Source organism: Pseudomonas kribbensis (assembly GCF_003352185.1).
GTDB lineage: Bacteria > Pseudomonadota > Gammaproteobacteria > Pseudomonadales > Pseudomonadaceae > Aquipseudomonas > Aquipseudomonas kribbensis.
Genome location: NZ_CP029608.1, coordinates 4067424 through 4085621, shown reverse-complemented (window position 1 = coordinate 4085621; position 18198 = coordinate 4067424). Strand labels below are relative to the sequence as shown.

General features: G+C 61.0%; 20 protein-coding genes. 10 read left to right on the top strand and 10 right to left on the bottom strand.

Annotation, left to right across the window (positions count from 1 at the left end; genetic code table 11):
* Positions 1-92: 92 nt before the first annotated feature.
* Positions 93-968: a LysR family transcriptional regulator gene (locus DLD99_RS18645; protein ID WP_114884171.1), complete on the top strand. Its 876-nt coding sequence runs from the start codon at positions 93-95 to the stop codon at positions 966-968.
* Positions 969-1086: 118 nt separating this feature from the next.
* Here DLD99_RS18645 and gudD read toward each other — a convergent pair whose 3' ends face one another.
* Both gudD and DLD99_RS18635 read right to left on the bottom strand, forming a co-directional pair.
* On the bottom strand, positions 1087-2430 hold the full coding sequence (gene gudD, locus DLD99_RS18640) for a glucarate dehydratase (protein ID WP_114884169.1): 1344 nt from the start codon (positions 2428-2430) through the stop codon (positions 1087-1089).
* A 14-nt stretch (positions 2431-2444) separates the two neighbouring features.
* Positions 2445-3791: an MFS transporter gene (locus tag DLD99_RS18635; RefSeq protein WP_114884168.1), complete on the bottom strand. Its 1347-nt coding sequence runs from the start codon at positions 3789-3791 to the stop codon at positions 2445-2447.
* A gap of 367 nt (positions 3792-4158) precedes the next feature.
* Between DLD99_RS18635 and DLD99_RS18630 the strand changes: the two genes are divergently transcribed.
* Complete coding sequence (locus DLD99_RS18630; RefSeq protein WP_114884166.1) at positions 4159-4875, top strand: FadR/GntR family transcriptional regulator; 717 nt, start codon at positions 4159-4161, stop codon at positions 4873-4875.
* A 12-nt stretch (positions 4876-4887) separates the two neighbouring features.
* On the opposite strand, the gene DLD99_RS18625 is transcribed toward DLD99_RS18630, so the two are convergent.
* A complete protein-coding gene (locus DLD99_RS18625; protein WP_244220749.1) occupies positions 4888-5781 on the bottom strand; it encodes a DMT family transporter in 894 nt (297 codons plus the stop codon).
* Positions 5782-5882: 101 nt separating this feature from the next.
* Between DLD99_RS18625 and DLD99_RS18620 the strand changes: the two genes are divergently transcribed.
* Complete coding sequence (locus tag DLD99_RS18620) at positions 5883-6746, top strand: LysR family transcriptional regulator (protein ID WP_114884163.1); 864 nt, start codon at positions 5883-5885, stop codon at positions 6744-6746.
* Between the two features lie 6 nt (positions 6747-6752).
* Here the strand turns inward: DLD99_RS18620 and trhP are convergent, their stop codons facing one another.
* The gene (gene trhP, locus DLD99_RS18615; RefSeq protein WP_114884161.1) at positions 6753-8081 is read right to left on the bottom strand and encodes a prephenate-dependent tRNA uridine(34) hydroxylase TrhP; all 1329 of its coding nucleotides are present in this window, start codon (positions 8079-8081) and stop codon (positions 6753-6755) included.
* Positions 8082-8237: 156 nt separating this feature from the next.
* Here trhP and DLD99_RS18610 point away from each other — a divergent pair, with 156 nt between their 5' ends.
* Positions 8238-9299: an AI-2E family transporter gene (locus DLD99_RS18610; protein WP_085712488.1), complete on the top strand. Its 1062-nt coding sequence runs from the start codon at positions 8238-8240 to the stop codon at positions 9297-9299.
* Here the strand turns inward: DLD99_RS18610 and DLD99_RS18605 are convergent.
* The 3 genes from DLD99_RS18605 to DLD99_RS18595 all read right to left on the bottom strand — a co-directional run bounded on the left by DLD99_RS18605 (position 9296) and on the right by DLD99_RS18595 (position 10364).
* Entirely contained in the window at positions 9296-9478 is a 183-nt protein-coding gene (locus DLD99_RS18605; RefSeq protein ID WP_114884159.1) for a hypothetical protein, read from the bottom strand. The two genes, DLD99_RS18610 and DLD99_RS18605, sit on opposite strands and share 4 nt — an antisense overlap.
* A gap of 102 nt (positions 9479-9580) precedes the next feature.
* Entirely contained in the window at positions 9581-9775 is a 195-nt protein-coding gene (locus DLD99_RS18600) for a hypothetical protein (protein ID WP_085712486.1), read from the bottom strand.
* A gap of 244 nt (positions 9776-10019) precedes the next feature.
* Positions 10020-10364 carry a hypothetical protein gene (locus DLD99_RS18595; protein WP_025108898.1) on the bottom strand — a complete coding sequence of 115 codons (345 nt, stop codon included), beginning with the start codon at positions 10362-10364 and terminating at the stop codon, positions 10020-10022.
* A gap of 254 nt (positions 10365-10618) precedes the next feature.
* Between DLD99_RS18595 and DLD99_RS18590 the strand changes: the two genes are divergently transcribed.
* Positions 10619-11437, top strand: a complete 819-nt coding sequence (locus DLD99_RS18590; RefSeq protein ID WP_114884157.1) for a shikimate 5-dehydrogenase — start codon at positions 10619-10621, stop codon at positions 11435-11437.
* A gap of 85 nt (positions 11438-11522) precedes the next feature.
* Positions 11523-12041: a cupin domain-containing protein gene (locus DLD99_RS18585; RefSeq protein ID WP_114884155.1), complete on the top strand. Its 519-nt coding sequence runs from the start codon at positions 11523-11525 to the stop codon at positions 12039-12041.
* Between the two features lie 16 nt (positions 12042-12057).
* Here the strand turns inward: DLD99_RS18585 and DLD99_RS18580 are convergent, their stop codons facing one another.
* The gene (locus DLD99_RS18580; RefSeq protein ID WP_085712483.1) at positions 12058-12705 is read right to left on the bottom strand and encodes a YceH family protein; all 648 of its coding nucleotides are present in this window, start codon (positions 12703-12705) and stop codon (positions 12058-12060) included.
* A 124-nt stretch (positions 12706-12829) separates the two neighbouring features.
* Between DLD99_RS18580 and DLD99_RS18575 the strand changes: the two genes are divergently transcribed.
* Positions 12830-13339 carry a DUF1993 domain-containing protein gene (locus DLD99_RS18575; protein WP_085732225.1) on the top strand — a complete coding sequence of 170 codons (510 nt, stop codon included), beginning with the start codon at positions 12830-12832 and terminating at the stop codon, positions 13337-13339.
* Positions 13340-13403: 64 nt separating this feature from the next.
* Here DLD99_RS18575 and sstT read toward each other — a convergent pair whose 3' ends face one another.
* On the bottom strand, positions 13404-14636 hold the full coding sequence (gene sstT, locus DLD99_RS18570) for a serine/threonine transporter SstT (protein ID WP_114884153.1): 1233 nt from the start codon (positions 14634-14636) through the stop codon (positions 13404-13406).
* 336 nt (positions 14637-14972) lie between these two features.
* Between sstT and DLD99_RS18565 the strand changes: the two genes are divergently transcribed.
* Positions 14973-16133 carry an MFS transporter gene (locus DLD99_RS18565; RefSeq protein ID WP_114884151.1) on the top strand — a complete coding sequence of 387 codons (1161 nt, stop codon included), beginning with the start codon at positions 14973-14975 and terminating at the stop codon, positions 16131-16133.
* Here the strand turns inward: DLD99_RS18565 and nhaR are convergent.
* Positions 16130-17029: a transcriptional activator NhaR gene (gene nhaR, locus DLD99_RS18560; protein WP_114884149.1), complete on the bottom strand. Its 900-nt coding sequence runs from the start codon at positions 17027-17029 to the stop codon at positions 16130-16132. The two genes, DLD99_RS18565 and nhaR, sit on opposite strands and share 4 nt — an antisense overlap.
* Positions 17030-17173: 144 nt before the next feature.
* Here nhaR and DLD99_RS18555 point away from each other — a divergent pair, with 144 nt between their 5' ends.
* A complete protein-coding gene (locus tag DLD99_RS18555; RefSeq protein ID WP_114884147.1) occupies positions 17174-17416 on the top strand; it encodes a hypothetical protein in 243 nt (80 codons plus the stop codon).
* A 28-nt stretch (positions 17417-17444) separates the two neighbouring features.
* Complete coding sequence (locus tag DLD99_RS18550) at positions 17445-18194, top strand: TerC family protein (protein WP_085712478.1); 750 nt, start codon at positions 17445-17447, stop codon at positions 18192-18194.
* Positions 18195-18198 lie beyond the last annotated feature (4 nt).

The window sequence follows — 18198 nt, the reverse complement described above, 5'->3', positions numbered from 1 at the left end:
GGCTGATCGGCGCCGCCAAATCTAGGCAGTCCGGTGTCTTTCGACAAACGATGAAAACTCGGACGAGCCATTAGAAAAATTTGGGACTGGGCATGATTCGACCTCAATTGCCTTTGAACGCATTACGCGCCTTCGAAGCTTCTGCGCGTCATTTGAGCTTCACTCGCGCTGCCGTGGAGTTGTGCGTAACCCAGGCGGCCGTCAGCCATCAGGTCAAAAGCCTGGAAGCGCAACTCGGCGTGATCCTGTTCAAACGCCTGCCCCGTGGGCTGATGCTGACCGGCGAGGGCGAAACGTTGCTGCCGGTGCTGACCACGTCGTTCGATCATATCGCGCAGATGCTCGAGCGTCTGGCGGGCGGGCAATATCGGGAAATGCTCACGGTCGGTGCGGTGGGCACTTTCGCCGTGGGCTGGTTGTTGCCGAGGCTGGCGGACTTTCAGGCGAAACATCCGCTCATAGATTTGCGGCTGTCGACCAACAACAACCGGGTGGACGTGGCCGCCGAAGGGCTGGATTACGCGATCCGGTTTGGCGCCGGGGCGTGGCACGGTATCGAGGCGACCCGTTTGCTGGAGGCGCCGTTGACAGTGCTGTGCGTGCCGGAAATCGCCCGGCAATTGCACACGCCGGGGGATCTTCTGCAGCAGCGTCTGCTGCGTTCCTATCGCACTGATGAGTGGCCGGAATGGTTTCATGCGGCGGGTCTGGCGACCCATGCCGCGCCGCCCCAGAGCATCGTGTTCGACTCGTCGCTGGCGATGATGGAAGCGGCGTTGCAGGGCGGCGGGGTGGCACTGGCGCCGCCGTTGATGTTTGCCCGGCAACTGGCGGCGGACCTGATCCGCCAACCCTTTGCCATCGAAATCACCACCGGCAGCTATTGGCTGACGCGGTTGCAGTCAAGGCCGGAGACCTCGGCGATGGCGGCGTTCAGGCACTGGTTGCTGGAAATTTCCGGCCAGTGAGAACCCTTGTGGGAGCGAGCCTGCTCGCGAAGACGGCCTCAAATTCGAAAAATTTATCGACTGACACTTCGCCATCGCGAGCAAGCTCGCTCCCACAGGAAATTGCGTTGAATCCGGGTCAGCGCATCAGGCAGGGCCGCTTGTTATCGAACGTCCAGCCCGGAATCAGAAACTGCATCGCCACGCTGTCATCCCGCGCGCCGAGTCCCATGCCTTTATAGAGTTCGTGAGCCCTGGCCACCTGATCCATGTCCAGCTCCACGCCCAGCCCCGGTTTCTTTGGCACCTGCACGCAGCCGTCGACGATTTGCAGCGGTGCCTTGGTCAGGCGCTGGCCGTCCTGCCAGATCCAGTGGGTGTCGATGGCGGTGATGTCGCCCGGCGCGGCGGCCGCCACATGGGTGAACATCGCCAGGGAAATATCGAAATGGTTGTTGGAGTGCGAGCCCCAGGTCAGGCCCCATTCGTGGCACATCTGCGCCACGCGCACCGAGCCCTGCATGGTCCAGAAATGCGGGTCGGCCAGCGGGATGTCCACAGACTGCAACTGAATCGCGTGACCCATCTCGCGCCAGTCGGTGGCGATCATGTTGGTGGCGGTTTTCAGGCCGGTGGCGCGGCGGAATTCGGCCATCACTTCACGGCCCGAATAACCGTTTTCCGCACCGCACGGGTCTTCGGCGTAGGCCAGCACATGATGCTGATCGCGGCACAGACGGATCGCTTCTTTCAGTGACCACGCGCCGTTCGGATCGAGGGTGATGCGGGCGTCGGGGAAGCGCTCGGCCAGTGCGGTCACCGCTTCGATTTCGGCATCGCCGCTGAGCACGCCGCCCTTGAGCTTGAAGTCCTTGAAGCCATAACGCGCGTGGGCAGCCTCGGCCAGACGCACCACGGCGTCGGCGGTCATGGCTTTCTCGTGACGCACGCGGAACCAGTCGTTGTCGGCATCCGGTTCGCTGCGGTAGGCAAGGTCGGTTTCCCGGCGGTCGCCCACGTAGAACAGATAACCGAGCATCTTCACTTCATCACGCTGCTGGCCTTCGCCGAGCAATGCCGCCACCGGCACGTCGAGGTGCTGGCCGAGCAGGTCGAGCAGGGCAGCTTCCAGCCCGGTGACCGCGTGAATGGTGATGCGCAGGTCGAACGTCTGCAGGCCACGGCCGCCGGCATCGCGGTCGGCGAAAGTCTGGCGCACCTGATTGAGGATCTTCTGATACGTGCCGATCGGGCTGCCGACCACCAGGCTGCGGGCGTCTTCCAGCGTTTGGCGGATGCGTTCGCCACCGGGCACTTCACCGACGCCGGTGTGGCCGGCGTTGTCCTTGAGGATGACGATGTTGCGGGTGAAAAACGGCCCGTGGGCGCCGCTCAGATTGAGCAGCATGCCGTCGTGGCCGGCCACCGGGATGACTTGCATCTCGGTGATGATCGGGGCTTTGGCGATGTCGTGTGCGGTCATTTGGGATTGTCCTTTCAAGCGTGTTTCGGCGCGGCATCGGCCACGGCGACGTCAGGTGCGGATTTGGGTGTCATGCGGGCGGCGAACACGATGATCGCGGCGATGATCGAGGTTGCGGCCAGACCATAAAGGCCGCCCTGGATCGAACCGGTGTGTTGTTCCAGCAGGCCGAAAGTGGTGGGGGCGACGAAGCCGCCGAGGTTGCCCACCGAGTTGATCAACGCGATCACGGCGGCGGCGATCCGCGCATCGAGATAGGCCTGCGGGATCGGCCAGAACAGCGACGACGCGGATTTGAAACCCAGTGCGGCAAAGCAGATCGCGACGAAGGCAAAAATCGGCCCGCCGGTGGTGGACATGAACATCCCCGCAGCGGCGATCAGCAATGCCGTGGCGACCCATGCCTGCTGGTGTTTCCACTTCGCCGAGAACGAGGCGAACGCGTACATGCCGATGATCGACAGCAGCCATGGAATCGAGTTGAACAGCCCGACCTGGAAGTCGCTCATCTCGCCCATCTTCTTGATGATGCTCGGCAGCCAGAACGTTGCGGCGTAGATGGTCAATTGAATGAAGAAATAGATTAGGCAGAACAGGATGATCTGGCGGTCCTTGAGCAGTTTGCCCAGCGACGGCCGGATCGGCGTTGCGGCTTCGCGGGCCTTCTGTTCGTCGTCGATGGCTTTGACCAGCGCATCCTGCTCGGCGTGGGTCAGCCATTTGGCGTCGTGGGGTTTGGCGTCGAGCCAGAACCACACGAACACGCAGAGGCCGACCGAGAACATCCCTTCAATGAAATACATCCACTGCCAGCCGTGCAGACCGAGACCTTCGATCTGTAGCAGCAGGCCGGACAACGGACCGGAAATCAGCGAGGCCACGGCAGAGCCACTGAGGAAAATCGCAATCGCCTTGCCGCGCTCGGCCCCCGGCAACCAGCGGGTGAAGTAGTAGATCACCCCGGGAAAGAACCCGGCCTCGGCCACGCCGAGCAGAAAACGCAGGATGTAGAAGTGGGTTTCGTTCTGGATGAACGCCATGCCGGCGGCCACCAGGCCCCAGGTGAGCATGATGCGGGTCAGCCAGATTCGCGCGCCGACCTTTTGCAGCAGCATGTTGGAAGGGACTTCGAACAGCGCGTAACCGATGAAGAACAGCCCGGCACCGAAACCGTAGGCCGCAGCACAGATGCCGAGGTCGTGTTCCATGTGGGTGCGGACGAAACCGATGTTCACCCGGTCAATGTAATTGACGATGAACATGATGACGAACAGCGGTAGGACGTGGCGTTTGACTTTGGCAATGGCGGAGGACAGCACCGAATCGGCGCCCTCGTTCATCCCGGCAATGGATGATTTCACTTGGTTTTCTCCCACTCGTTATTTTTATGCGGGGTGTGGCTGGGTGCTGCGTTGTTGATAGACATCATACAACTGCATTTTTTTGTCCTACAAGTTGGAGTGCTCAATCAAATTTATCTACGGCGAAGGGTTTTTATGCTTTTCTGGATTTGAAGTGCCGTATTTGTTGGGTTTTAAAGGGTTGTTGCCGGGCGCGAGATGCGGAGTGCAAGACCAGCGAATGTGCAGTGCTGGCGTGAAATTAGTGAAAGTTTTCTAGCGAAAAGCGCTTGTTGTCATACAAGTTGAGCGCCTGAAATCATAGGAGCTCATACAAGTCATCGCCCGCAGTGCTACGATCGGCTTGTCCCGATCACCGGAACCGACCATGCAAGAAGACCTCGACGCACCTGCTCGCAAACGCGCCCACAACCTGGCCCATGACCTGGTGGAAAAACTCACCCAGAGCATCCTGCTCGGCCAGATGCTGCCCGGTGACAAGCTGCCGTCGGAAAACTCGATCGTTCAGGAGCACGGCGTCAGCCGCACCGTGGTGCGCGAGGCGATTTCCAAGTTGCAGGCGTCGGGGCTGGTGGAGACGCGGCACGGCATCGGCACGTTCGTGATCGAGCGTGCGCCGGAGCAGGGGCTGCGGCTGAATGTCGATACGGCGCTGGGGGTGCGCAGCATTCTCGAATTGCGCATGGGCCTCGAGACGCAAGCGGCGGCACTGGCCGCGCAACGTCGCAGCGAACAACAACTGCTGCAGATGCGCCAGGCGCTGGACGACTACCAGCGTCTGTTGGCCAACAACGACAGTTGCGTCGAGGCCGACCGGCGCTTTCATCTGTTGATTGCCGAAGCCACCGGCAACGTCTGCTTCACCGAAATCATGCAGCACCTGGGCAGCGCGATGATCCCGCGTACCCGGGTCAATGCGGCCGAACGCGGCGCGGTGGATTTGAGCAAGCTCGGGCAACTGGCGAACCTGGAGCATGAGGCGATATTCAACGCGATCAGACGCCAGGATCCGGAAGCGGCGCGTGCAGCGATGTGGCTGCACCTGAGCAACAGCCGCGACCGGTTTTCGGCGGGCGGCGCCTGATGCCGCCGCGACTCAAGTCTCAATGGCCCGGACCACCGCCGGCCGCTCCAGATTCAACGCCAGCACACTGATCAGCACCACCGCCGAACCCACCAGCACCAGCAGTGTCGGGCGTTCGCCCAGACCCACCGAGGCAATCCCCATCGCGGTCGGCGGAATCAGGTACAGCGTCATCGTCGCCCGGCTCAGGTCCACATGCTTGAGCACGAACGCCCACGCCAGATAGGCAAGGGCGCTGGGAAACACGCCCAGAGCGAGCACCGCCCATTGCACCCGCAGCGGCGCACTGGCCACGCTGTCGGCCAGCCCCGGCAAGTAAATCAACAACAGCAGCGTGCCGGACCATACCGTGTAGCAAACCAGCGTCAGCCCGTCATAGCGCCGGGCGTGGTGTTTTTGCAGGGCGAAGTAAACGCTCCACGACACCGCCGCCAGCAGGATCAGCAAACCATGGGCGTCGATGCTGCCGAGGCCGCGATCGCCGCTCACCACAATCACCACGCCGACGAATCCTGTCAGCACACAACCCCAGCGCCAGACGCTGACCCGATCCTTGAACAGAAACCGCGCCAGCAGCGTGCTGAACAGCGGTGTCGATTGCGCCAGCACACTGGACGCACCGGCGCTGACGCTTTGCTGGCCGATGTTCAGCACCACGTGATGCAGGCTGACGGCAAAAAAGCCCAGGGCAAACAACAGTGGCAAGTCTTGCAGGCGCGGCAGGTGAATGCCCTTGAAGCCTGCAATCACGGCCATGAACAGCGACGCCAGCAGAAACCGCAGCAACGCCAGATGCCCTGGATCGTAGGCTTGCAGGCCGATGTGGATGCCGGTCGGCGAATAGGCCCAGCAGCCGACGACAAAGGCCATGGCCAACAGGATTTTCAAAGGCGAAGTGAAGGGCATGAGCGAGGCACCAGGAGGGTTGATGCACCGAGTATCCGGGCGGCCAATCATTCGCCACAACTGACTTATACTGCGCGAACCGTTCACTCAGAGTGATGATTATGGAGCTGGCGCAAATCCGCATGTTCAAGACCGTGGCCGAGGTCGGCAGCATCGCCAAGGCCGCTGAAAAGCTGTTTTGCGTGCCGTCGAACATCACGGCGCGGATCAAGTCCCTGGAAGCGGAACTGGGGGTTGCGCTGTTTCTGCGCGAAGGGCGGGGGTTGCGGATCAGTCCGGCGGGGCAGACCTTTCTCGCCTATGCGGAGAAGATTCTGGCGCTGACGGCTGAGGCCAAACGCGCAGTCGATCCCGCTGCCGAGCCGTCCGGGCCGTTGCGCATCGGTGCCATCGAATCTTCGGCTACCGGGCGCCTGCCACGTCTGCTGGCGAAATTTCACAAGCGCTATCCGAATGTGGCGCTGGAATTGACCACCGGCACCTGGGGCCAGTTGCTCGACGATACGGTCAGTCATCGTCTGGACGGCGCGATCGTCGCGGTGGACGTCGAGCGTTCGCAGCTCAAACGTACGCCGATGTATCGCGAGGAACTGCTGCTGATCGCTTCGACTTCTTTCGGGCCGATACGCAACCTCGACGATTTACAGGACAAGACCGTGTTCATGTGGCCGCAGGGCTGTCCGTATCGCGCCGCGCTGGAGCACTGGTTGTTGCGTCAGGGCCTGGCGTTGCCGATTGTCAGCCTGGCCAGTTACGGGGCGATTGTCGGTTGCGTGAGCGCCGGCGCTGGCGTAGCGCTGGTGCCCAAAGGCGTGTTCGAGCAATACGCCAAAGGCGCGGGGTGTGCGGGTTACGAATTCCCGGAGCTGACGGCTATCGACAACTTGTTCTACTGGCATGAAAACGCCGGGGTGCACCCGGCGCGTGAGGCGTTTGTGGCGATGTTGCGCGAGGAGTTTGCCTGAGCCGGATCAGGCTCCGCTCACGTCGCGCATCAACAGGCCGAAGCGCAGATCCACCGCATCCGGAATCGGCAGGTACACGGTGTGCCCGTCCCCCGGCGCCACATCGATGGCCTCGCCCTTGAGGCTCTGCAATTCATGCAGATCAAAATGGAAGTTGCCCTTGGGCGTCATCAGTTCCAGATGATCGCCCAGGGCAAAGCGGTTCTTCACTTTGACCTCGGCCAGCCGATCCCGGCGCTCGCCGGTCAGCTCGCCAACGAATTGCTGACGCTCCGACACCGAGCTGCCGTTCTGGTAGTTCTGGTATTCGTCATGCACATGCCGGCGCAGGAAACCTTCGGTGTAGCCACGCTGGGCGAGGGATTCCAGATCGGTCATCAGGCTGCGGTCGAATTCGCGACCGGCCACCGCATCGTCGATAGCCCGGCGGTAAACCTGAGTGGTGCGGGCGCAATAGAAGTGCGATTTGGTCCGGCCTTCGATCTTCAGCGAGTGCACGCCCATGCGGGTCAGGCGCTCGACATGCTGCACCGCGCGCAGGTCCTTGGCGTTCATGATGTAGGTGCCGTGCTCGTCTTCGAAGGCCGGCATCATCTCGCCGGGACGATTGGCTTCCTGCAGCAGGAACACTTGATCGGTGGGGGCGCCGAGGCCGAGGGTCGGTTGCGGTTCGAAGGTCTGCACGATTTCGCCGAGCTGGTTTTCGCTGGCTTCCTGCGCCGAATATTTCCAGCGGCAGGCGTTGGTGCAGGTGCCCTGATTGGCGTCGCGCTTGTTCATGTAGCCGGAGAGCAGGCAGCGGCCGGAGTAGGCCATGCACAGCGCGCCGTGGACGAACACTTCCAGTTCCATGCCCGGCACCTGCTCGCGGATTTCGCCGATCTCTTCCAGCGACAGCTCCCGGGACAGGATGATCCGGCTCAGCCCTTGTTGCTGCCAGAATTCGACGCTCGCCCAATTCACCGTGTTGGCCTGCACCGACAGGTGAATCGGCATCTGCGGAAAGTGCCGGCGCACCAGCATGATCAGGCCGGGGTCGGACATGATCAGTGCATCCGGTGCCATCTCGATCACCGGCGCCAGATCCTTGAGGAAGGTCTTGAGCTTGGCGTTGTGCGGCGCGATGTTGACCACCACGTAGAAGCGCTTGCCCTGGGCCTGGGCTTCACGAATGCCGAGGGCCAGATTGGCGTGGTCGAACTCGTTGTTGCGCACCCGCAGGCTGTAGCGCGGCTGGCCGGCGTAGACCGCATCGGCGCCGTAGGCGAAGGCGTAGCGCATGTTTTTCAGGGTGCCGGCGGGGGCGAGCAATTCCGGGGTGAAGGAGGGCGTCATGGCGGTGTCGGTCGCAAAAGCGCGGGAGGGTAAACGAGGCGCGGCGAGGGTTTATTGATCTGGATCTATGCTCCATGAACAAAGATGGCACTCGCGCGGGCGTGGGCTGACTAAGTTGGGCGGGTGCGCGTGGCGCCTGACTGACATGGACCGGACATGAACCAAAAGAGTCTGCAATTCAAATCCCTCACCGTGCTGTTGCTGCTGGTGACGGTGGCCTTTATCTGGATCCTGCTGCCGTTCTACGGCGCGGTGTTCTGGGCGGTGATCCTAGGCATTGTATTCGCGCCGATGCAACGCCGGTTGCAGCAGAGGTTCGGCTGGCAACGCAACCTGACGTCACTGTGCACCTTGAGTGTCTGCGTGGTGATCGCGATTCTGCCGGTGATCGTCATCAGCGTGTTGCTGGTGCAGGAAGGGGCGACGCTCTACGACAACATCGAAAGCGGCAAGCTCGATATCGGTGCGTACCTGGCGCAGTTCAAGCACAGCCTGCCGCCGTACTTTCAGCACCTGCTCGACCGTTTCGGTATGGGCGAACTCAATGCCTTGCGCGAGAAGATCGTCAAGGCGGCGATGCAGGGCAGTCAGGTGCTGGCGACCCAGGCATTCAGTTTCGGCCAGGGCACGTTCGATTTCGTGGTGAGCTTTTTCATCATGTTGTACTTGCTGTTTTTCTTTCTGCGCGACGGCGCCGAACTGGCGCGCAAGGTGCGCACGGCGGTACCGCTGGAAGAGCATCACAAGCGGCGCCTGCAACTGAAATTCAATCGGGTGGTGCGCGCCACGGTCAAAGGCAACCTGCTGGTGGCCATTACGCAAGGCGCGCTGGGCGGGGCGATTTTCTGGTTTCTCGACATACCCAGCGCGTTGCTTTGGGCGGTGTTGATGGCGTTTCTGTCGCTGCTGCCGGCGGTGGGGGCCGGGATCGTCTGGGCGCCGGTGGCGGTTTACTTCCTGCTCAGCGGGATGATCTGGCAGGGCGTGGTGCTGGGGCTGTTCGGGGTGTTCGTGATCGGCCTGGTGGATAACGTGCTGCGTCCGGTGCTGGTGGGCAAGGACACGCGCATGCCGGACTACATGATCCTGATCTCGACGCTGGGCGGGATGGCGGTATTCGGTCTTAATGGTTTCGTGATCGGGCCGCTGATCGCTGCATTGTTCATGTCGAGCTGGGCGCTGTTCGTCGAAACCAGACCGAAGGTGCAGTTGCCTTAAGCCTTGAACGGGCCGTTGATCAGCTGTTGCGACAGTGCCTTGGCGGCTGGCAAAGAGGTGAGCGGGCCGCTGACCGGTTCGCCGTCGCGCACCAGATACCAGCAGGCGAGCAGTCCAAGCTCTCTGAGGGATGCGGGAACCGCGCTGCCGACAACGGACATGATTTGAACCTGAGCCATGAAAAGTACCTCCATCAATCTATGGAGCTACCTTAGGGATTTGGCCGTTTCAGGGACAATCAACACTTTCGATAGTGGACATTGATGCCGTTGAGGGCTCGGTCAATCGACCACCTGATCGAGCATGTGCACGATCTCGTGCTCATTGAGCAAACCCTTGCGCACCAGGTTTTCCGCCAGCAGCGACACAAACTTCGCCGTGCGATGGCCTTCCAGGTGCTTGAGCTCGGTCAGGGCGTTGTACACCTTGCTCGAGGTGCATAAACCGACGATGCGGTGCGGATTCTGTGTTGGCATTCCAGTCGTCCTTGTTTTTATAAACCTGTTGTATGCGGACGGATTCAGATTGCGGTTCCGTCATGACAAATAGATGACCGTTTTGTGTTTCGGCCCGACGGTCGAGTCCATCATGCCGACTTTAACGGGTGAAACTGTCCCCACAGCGACCTTGGCGAGATTTTTTCAGACGTTGGCCGACGGACGGTTGGCTTTCTTGAGGCCAAAAAAAGCCCCGCTGGAAAGCGGGGCTCTGTCTGTGTGCTTACCAGCGACCACCGTAGTAGTGCGGGTGGCCGTAATAACCACGGGGCGGACCGTAGTAGACCGGGCCTGGAACATAAACCGGTTGTTGTACGTAAACCGGGGCCGGCTGGTAGTAGACCGGTGGTGGCGGTTGTTGCACGTACACCGGCGCCGGTTGAGCGTAAACAGGCTGTTGAACATACACCGGACGATCCTGGTTGATGAGCGCCGAGCCGATGATGGCCGAGCCGACGATCGCACCAAATACCGCCGGACCCTGCCAGCCACCGCCGTGGGCTTCTGCCTGACCTGTGATCGCGAATGCACCAATCAACAAGGCCACGATGGGGAGTTTACGAATCATGATTAATCCTCGGTTCTTCGACCCGGCGTCCGGGCCTGCAACAGGCTCGGGATAGCGCGGGGATACTTCTAAGACAGCAACATTTGGAAAAACAGCACGGCGGCTGGGTAAATTTTGTGTAAGGTCTGTACCGACTTGCTTACCGGGTTTCAGGCATCGGCTGTGAAGCCCGGAACAGACCGGCTTATGATCGTTCAGAACCTGATGGTCTGGCTAATCCCGTCCATCCGAAAGTGCATTCGAAGGAGTCTCCCATGCAGATGAACCCCAACAAAGACACCCAATTGTGCATGTCCCTGTCTGGGCGTCCCGGGAATTTCGGTCTGCGTTTTCATAACCATTTGTACGAACAACTGGGCCTGAATTTCTACTACAAGGCCTTCAGCAGCCAGGATCTGCCGGGCGCCGTCGGCGGGATCCGGGCGCTGGGCATCCGTGGTTGCGGGGTGTCGATGCCGTTCAAGGAGGCCTGCATTGCCCTGGTCGACGAGCTGGATGCCTCGGCAGCGGCGATCCAGTCGATCAACACCATCGTCAACACCAACGGCCATCTCAAGGCCTACAACACCGATTACATCGCCATCGCCCAGTTGCTTGACACCCACGCGGTGCCGAAGGACTCGACTTTCGCCCTGCGCGGCAGCGGCGGCATGGCCAAAGCGGTGGCCAGTGCCTTGCGCGATGGTGGTTACAAGAATGGTCTGATCGTGGCCCGCAACGAGCGCGCCGGCCGTGCGCTGGCCGATTCCCTCGGCTATCGGTGGCAGGCGGAAATGGGTGACGAGCGCCCGCAGATGCTGATCAACGTGACGCCGGTCGGCATGGACGGTGGTCCGGAAGCGGGTCAGTTGGCGTTTGAAGTGGATGTGATCAAGTCTGCCGACACCGTGTTCGATGTGGTGGCGATCCCCTCGGAAACCCCACTGATCGTGCGTGGCCGCGCTGAAGGCAAAAAAGTCATCACCGGGCTGGAAGTGATCGCGATCCAGGCGCTGGAGCAGTTCGTGCTGTACACCGGCGTGCGGCCGACGGTCGAGCAGTTCGATGCAGCGGTGGCGTTTGCCCGCAGTTGATTGATCTCGGTGTCGGGGTTGGTCATTGCCTATACTGCCGGATCAGCAGGCACAGACTTGCCCCACGACAAAAGCCGAGGTTTGCATGCACCCGCCCATTCTCAACCTGAATGATGTCGAACTCGAACCGTTGCCCGAAGCCCTGGCCCCCGAAGGCGAAACCGCCGGGCGTTATCAGCAGCGGTTCGCCCGAATCGGCCAGCAACTGGGTGCGCAGAAGCTCGGTTATCGGCTGTATGCGCTGCCGCCGGGCATGCGTGGCAGTCCGTTCCACAGCCATCGGGTCAATGAGGAGATGTTCTACGTGGTGGCCGGGGAAGGGGAGGTGCGCTTGGGGGCCGAGCGTTTCCCGATCCGCGCCGGCGACGTGATCGCCTGCCCGCCGGGCGGCCCGGAAAAGGCGCATCAAATCATCAACACCAGCTCGCAGGAGCTGCGCTATCTGGCAGTCAGCACCCAGCAGCAACCGGACATCTGTGAATACCCGGACTCGAACAAATACGCGGTGATGGATAATTTCAGCATCGATGCCGAGGGCAATGCCTCGGGATTCGTCGCGGTGGCGCGGCAGTCGGACGGGGTGGATTACTGGGACGGCGAGTAACGCCGCCCCGTTACGCTTATTCGAGGCGGGCCAGGCGCTCTTCCAGCGCTGCAATCCGCGCTTCCAGCTCTTCGATGCGCTCCACTGACACACCGCTGGCAGCGCCGCGATCACTCGGATTCTGTCGTGCCGCAATAATCGCCTCGATGTCCGCCGGATCGCCCAGTGCATGGGTGTAGCGGTCCTCGCGCTGGCCGGCCTGACGCGGAATCAGCACCGCCAGGTCCCGGGCGATCAGGCGCTCCAGTTGATGCACCACTTGTTCGGCGTCTTCGAATTCATGCATGCGACCGCTGCGGGTCAACAGTTCGTTGACGGTCTGCGGGCCGCGCAGGAACATCAGCCCGGTCAGAATCATCTGTGCCGGCACCAGCTCCAGCGCCTTGTCGACCTTGTGCTCCCAGCGGTCGGCGCGGCTACCCATCACCAGCTTGGCGAAACCGCGACCTTCGAGGGCGCGCAAGCTCTGGCCGACCTGGCCCTGGGTCAGGTTCATCACCGGTTCCCGGCTGGTTTTCTGATTGCAGGCCAGCACCAGTGCGTTGAGGGTCAGCGGATATGTTTCCGGGCTGGTGGCCTGTTTCTCGATCAGCGAACCCAGAATGCGGATTTCCGTGGCGTTGAGCCGTGGTTCGTTGACGTTGGTTTCAAGTTCTGTGGACATCGCGCGTTCCCTCTGCAGTCGAAGGCGCCTAGCCTAATCCTTGCTGGATAAAAGACAAGTCGCGCGGCCCGCGAGCATGGCTATAATCGCCCCACGATTCACCCAGCCACCACGTGAGACTGCCATGACCATTTCCCTGTACGCCGCATCCGTCCCGGTTTTCCAACAAATGCTCAACGCCCTGAGCGATGTGCTGAAAAAAGCCGAAGCCCACGCCACCGCGAAAAACATCGACCCGAACGCCTTCCTGCAAGCGCGTCTGTACCCGGACATGTTTCCGCTGGTGCGTCAGGTGCAGATCGCCGTGGACTTCGCCAAAGGCGTTTCCTCGCGTCTGGCCGAAGTCGAAATCCCGAAATACGACGACACCGAAACCACCTTCGCCGAGCTGCAAGCGCTGATCACCAAGGTCCTGGCCTTCATCGGCGAGATCAAGCCTGAGCAAATCAACGGCAAGGAAGGCATCGAGATCGTGACCCGTCCGGGCACCCCGAAAGAGAAGCGCTTCAGCGGCCAGGCTTACCTGCTGAGCTACGGCCTGCCGCAGTTCTTCTTCCACGTCACCACCGCTTACGACCTGCTGCGTCACAACGGCGTTGAAATCGGCAAGCGCGATTACATGGGCGCGTTCTAAACCCGACGCAACAAAAAGCCCGCCAAGGTTTGCGCCTTGGCGGGCTTTTTATTGCGCTCGGTGTTTACGCCGGACGCTGGGCTTTCTGTTCTTCGCCCAGGCAAGCCGCAGCGGTGAACAGCACGTCGGTTGAGGAGTTCAGCGCCGTCTCGGCCGAATCCTGCAGTACGCCGATGATGAAACCGACCGCCACCACCTGCATGGCGATTTCGCTCGGGATGCCGAACAGGCTGCACGCCAGCGGGATCAGCAGCAGCGAACCGCCGGCTACACCGGACGCACCGCACGCGCAGATTGCGGCGACAACGCTGAGCAGGATCGCGGTCGGGATGTCCACGGCGATGCCCAGTGTATGCACGGCGGCGAGGGTCAGCACGGTGATGGTGATCGACGCACCGGCCATGTTGATGGTCGCGCCCAGCGGAATCGAGACCGAATAGGTATCTTCGTGCAGGCCCAGGCGTTTGCTCAGTTCCAGGTTGACCGGAATGTTCGCCGCCGAACTGCGCGTGAAGAACGCGGTGATGCCGCTTTCACGCAGGCATTTCAGCGTCAGCGGATACGGGTTGCGGCGCAGTTTCCAGAACACGATCAGCGGGTTCATCACCAGTGCCACGAAGGCCATGCAGCCCAACAGCACCGCCAACAGGTGAGCGTAGCCGACCAGTGCGCCAAAACCGGAAGTGGCCAGGGTCGAAGCCACCAGGCCGAAAATCCCCAGCGGTGCGAAGCGGATCACCACGCGCACGATCAGGGTCACGCCGTTGGACAAATCGCTGACCACTTCCCGGGTGGTATCACCGGCGTGGCGGATGGCCACGCCCATGCCGATGGCCCAGGCCAGAATGCCGATGAAGTTGGCGTTCATCAGCGCGGTGACCGGGTTATCGACCACGCTCAACAGCAGGCTTTGCAGGACTTCACCGATGCCGCCCGGTGCCGTCACGGCGACGTTGTCGGTGGACAGCACCAGATGCGACGGGAAAAGGGTGCTGGCAACCACGGCCACCACCGCAGCGCCAAAGGTGCCCAGCAGATAGAGGAACAGAATTGGCCGGATATGGGTTTCCTGGCCGTGCTTGTGGTTGGCAATCGAGGCCATGACCAGCACGAACACCAGAATCGGCGCCACGGCTTTCAGCGCCGAGACGAACACCTTGCCGATGAAAGCGGTGCCTTTCGCGGCTTCCGGTGCGAGCAGCGCCAGGGCGATGCCGGCAATCAGGCCGATCAGGATCTGCGTGACCAGGCTGAGGCTTTGCAGGCGTTGCAATAGAGAAGGGGATGAAGCGGTCATAACGGCATCTCTGCTTTTTATAGGGTGCAAGGTTGCGTGATCCGGGCGATAAATCGGGGGCAGGCCACAGACACGAACCGAAAGGAATGACGCGACAGCCACGCCGTTAAACGGGCGGCTGAACAGGGTGTACGTTTTTCAGGGCGCGGACTTTATCACAGCGTAGGCCTTATCCTTCAGGCCTGTGACGATCTGCCACCGAAACGTCCGGCAACATAGACAGGTTTGTGCAAGTCACTCGGGAAACACTCTGTTAAGATTGCGCATCCTTATTTTCAAGTTCTGCCGGCGGGCCTTCGGGTCAGCGCTGGTGTCGTCGTTTTGCTGGAGTTCCTCATGCTGTTGCCCATCCTTCTGTTGTCTGCCGCCGGATTCACGGTGCTGACCACGGAGTTCGTCATCGTCGGCCTGTTGCCGGCGATTGCCCGCGACCTGGAAGTCACTATCCCGCAAGCCGGGTTGCTGGTGACTCTATTCGCTTTCACCGTGGCCATGTTCGGTCCTTTCTTGACCGCATATTTCGCCCGATTCGAACGGCGCAAACTGTTCATCACCATCCTGATCATGTTTGGTCTGGCCAATACCGTGGCGGCGCTGGCGCCGAACATCTGGGTCATGGCCATTGCTCGACTGATCCCGGCGCTGGGGTTGCCGGTGTTCTGGGCGCTGGCCAGCGAAACTGCCGTGGACATCGTCGGCCCGGACTTCGCCGGTCGCGCCATTGCCAAGATCGGCTTCGGCATCGTCTGTGCCACGGTGTTCGGCATTCCGGTGGGCACGCTGATTTCCGACGCGTTCGGCTGGCGCAGTGCATTCGCCATTCTGGCGGTGATTGCGTTCGCCAAGGCCTTGCTGCTGTTTGTCTACCTGCCGAAAACCAGCCTGCACCAGCACCAGGTCAGCTTCGCTTCGCAGTTCAAGATCCTGCGCAGCCCGCTGATGCTTGGCCATGTATTGCTGTCGATCCTGGTGTTCAGCGGCATGTTCACGGCCTACACCTATCTGGCGGACATCCTTGAGCGTCTGGCTGGCTTCAATGGCACCGTGGTCGGTTGGTGCCTGATGGGCTTTGGCGCAGTCGGGCTGATCGGCAACTCGCTGGGCGGGCGCGCGGTGGATCGCCATCCGCTGATGGCCTCGGTGATGTTCTGCGCGTTCATGATTCCCGGGATGGTGGCGCTGGTACCGAACATCAATTCGTCGCTGGGTCTGGCGGCGGCCATGGGCATCTGGGGCGTGACTCAGGCGGCGCTGTTTCTGGTCAGCCACGTGCGTTTGATGAAAGCCGCACCTGAGGCGCCGGCCTTCGCTGCGTCGTTGAACATTGCCGGGGCCAACCTCGGGATCGGTCTGGGCGCGATTATTGGCGGTCGAGTGATCGACAGTGCCGGCCTGGGCTTCGTAGGCTTCGCGGCCGCCGCGTTCATCCTGCTGTCGATTTTCCTCGCCATGGTGTTGATGGTGCTCAAGCCGCGCGATGTCTGCGCAACGGCTTAAAACTCGGTAAACAGCTCGCGTCGGGCACCTTCGGTAATCGCTTTGATGCCGGGGTGCTTGACCTTGCGTTCCACCGAGATCGCGTAGAACGACTCACTCACCGCATCGGTCTGGCCGATCAACTCGACGCCGTACTGGCGCTTCACCTCATCGGCAATCACGCTCGGGCCGATGAAGATCCCGCTCCCGGACTGGCCGAACGCCTGCATCAGGGCGCTGTCATCGAACTCCCCGACAATCCTTGGCTGAATCTGCTGCTCGGCGAACCAGCGCTGCAAACGGCTGCGCACCACGGTCTCCGCGCCGGGAATCAGCAGCGGCGCGCCGTGCAGGCTGCGCGGAAAATCCTGACCGTATAACGCCGCCAATTCTGCGGTGGCAAAGAAACTGATCCCGCATTCCCCGAGTTTCTGGCTGTAGCCCTTGATGTCCAAGTGCGAGGGCATCGGGCTGTCGGAGATCACCAGGTCCAGGCGCTGGATCGCCAGGTCCGCCAGTAATCGCTCAAGTTTGTCTTCGCGGCAAGTGATGCGCAGCGGTTCGCTGAGCTCCATGGTCGGTGCGATCAGGCGATAGACGATGGATTTGGGCACCACGTCCGCCACGCCGACCCGGAACAGGATCTGCTGCTCGTTGGGTTGTGCGCGCAACATCAGTTCCAGTTCGCCGCCGAGCTGGAACATCTGCTCGGCGTAAGGCAGGGCCTGGCGCCCGGCTTCGGTGAGTTCGAGTTGCCGGCCGACTCGCTGGAACAACTGGATGCCGTAGGTCTGTTCGAGCAGGGAAATCTGCCCGCTGATGGTCTGCGGCGTGAGGTTCAGTTGCTCGCAGGCGCGCACGATGCTGCCGGTCTTGGCCACCACCCAGAAGTAATGCAGTTGTCGGTAATTGAGCATGGGGTCTGGTCCGTCAAATACAGTTCGTATAAATCGAAGTATAGCCGCTAAAAATACGAATTTTCCTGAAGTGTTTGTCTCCCTAGAATGCCCAGCCATCGACGGGCGGTCTGTGACCCTGTCTGTTCATTCGAAGGAACCCTTATGAAATACACGATCCCGGCACTGATGTTTACGTCTTTACTGCTTATGGCGGGCTGCGACCAGGCTGAAAAAAGCGCCCAGCAATTGATGGGCAAGGCCGCCGAGAGCGCCAAGCAGGCGATCGACGACACGCACAAAGCCGCCGAGCAGGCGCTCAGCGAAGCCACTGGCGGTCTGATCGAGAAAAAAGAAGCCCCGGAAAAAGATGCGGAAAAATCCGAATCTTCCTCCAAGACCATCTAAACCGTCTTACAAGAGTCAGGACTGACCCATGGAATACCTGTTAGAACTCGCTTCCAGCCCGACGGCCTGGATTGCCTTGGCCACACTGGTGGTGATGGAAATCGTGCTCGGCATCGATAACCTGATCTTCATTTCGATCCTGACCAACAAGCTGCCCGAGCAGTACCGGCAGAAGGCCCGCCGCCTCGGTATCGGCATGGCGCTGATCATGCGTCTGGCGCTGTTGAGCACCATCGCCTTCATCGTGCAGTTGACTGAGCCAGTCATCGAGATCCTGGGCCAGGCGTTCTCCTGGAAGGACATGATCCTGATCGCCGGTGGCCTGTTCCTGGTGTGGAAGGCGACGACCGAGATCCATCACAGTATGGACCCGGTGCCGGACGATCCGAAGTCGGCTACCTCGACAGTAACCCTGGGCTTTGCCGCGGCCATCGGGCAGATCCTGATGCTGGACATGGTGTTCTCGATCGACAGCATCATTACCGCTGTCGGCATGACCGAACACTTGCCGATCATGGTGATCGCGGTGGTGGTTTCGGTACTGGTGATGCTGTTTGCGGCTGACCCGCTGGCCAAGTTCATCAACGACAACCCGTCGGTGGTAATGCTGGCCCTGGGCTTCCTGATCATGATCGGCATGACGCTGATCGCCGAAGGTTTCGGCGCCCACGTACCGAAAGGTTATGTGTATGCCGCCATGGCGTTCTCGGCTGCGATTGAGGTGTTGAACATGATGTCCCGTCGCGCCAAGCAGAAGAAACTGGCTGCCCAGGCGTAACCTC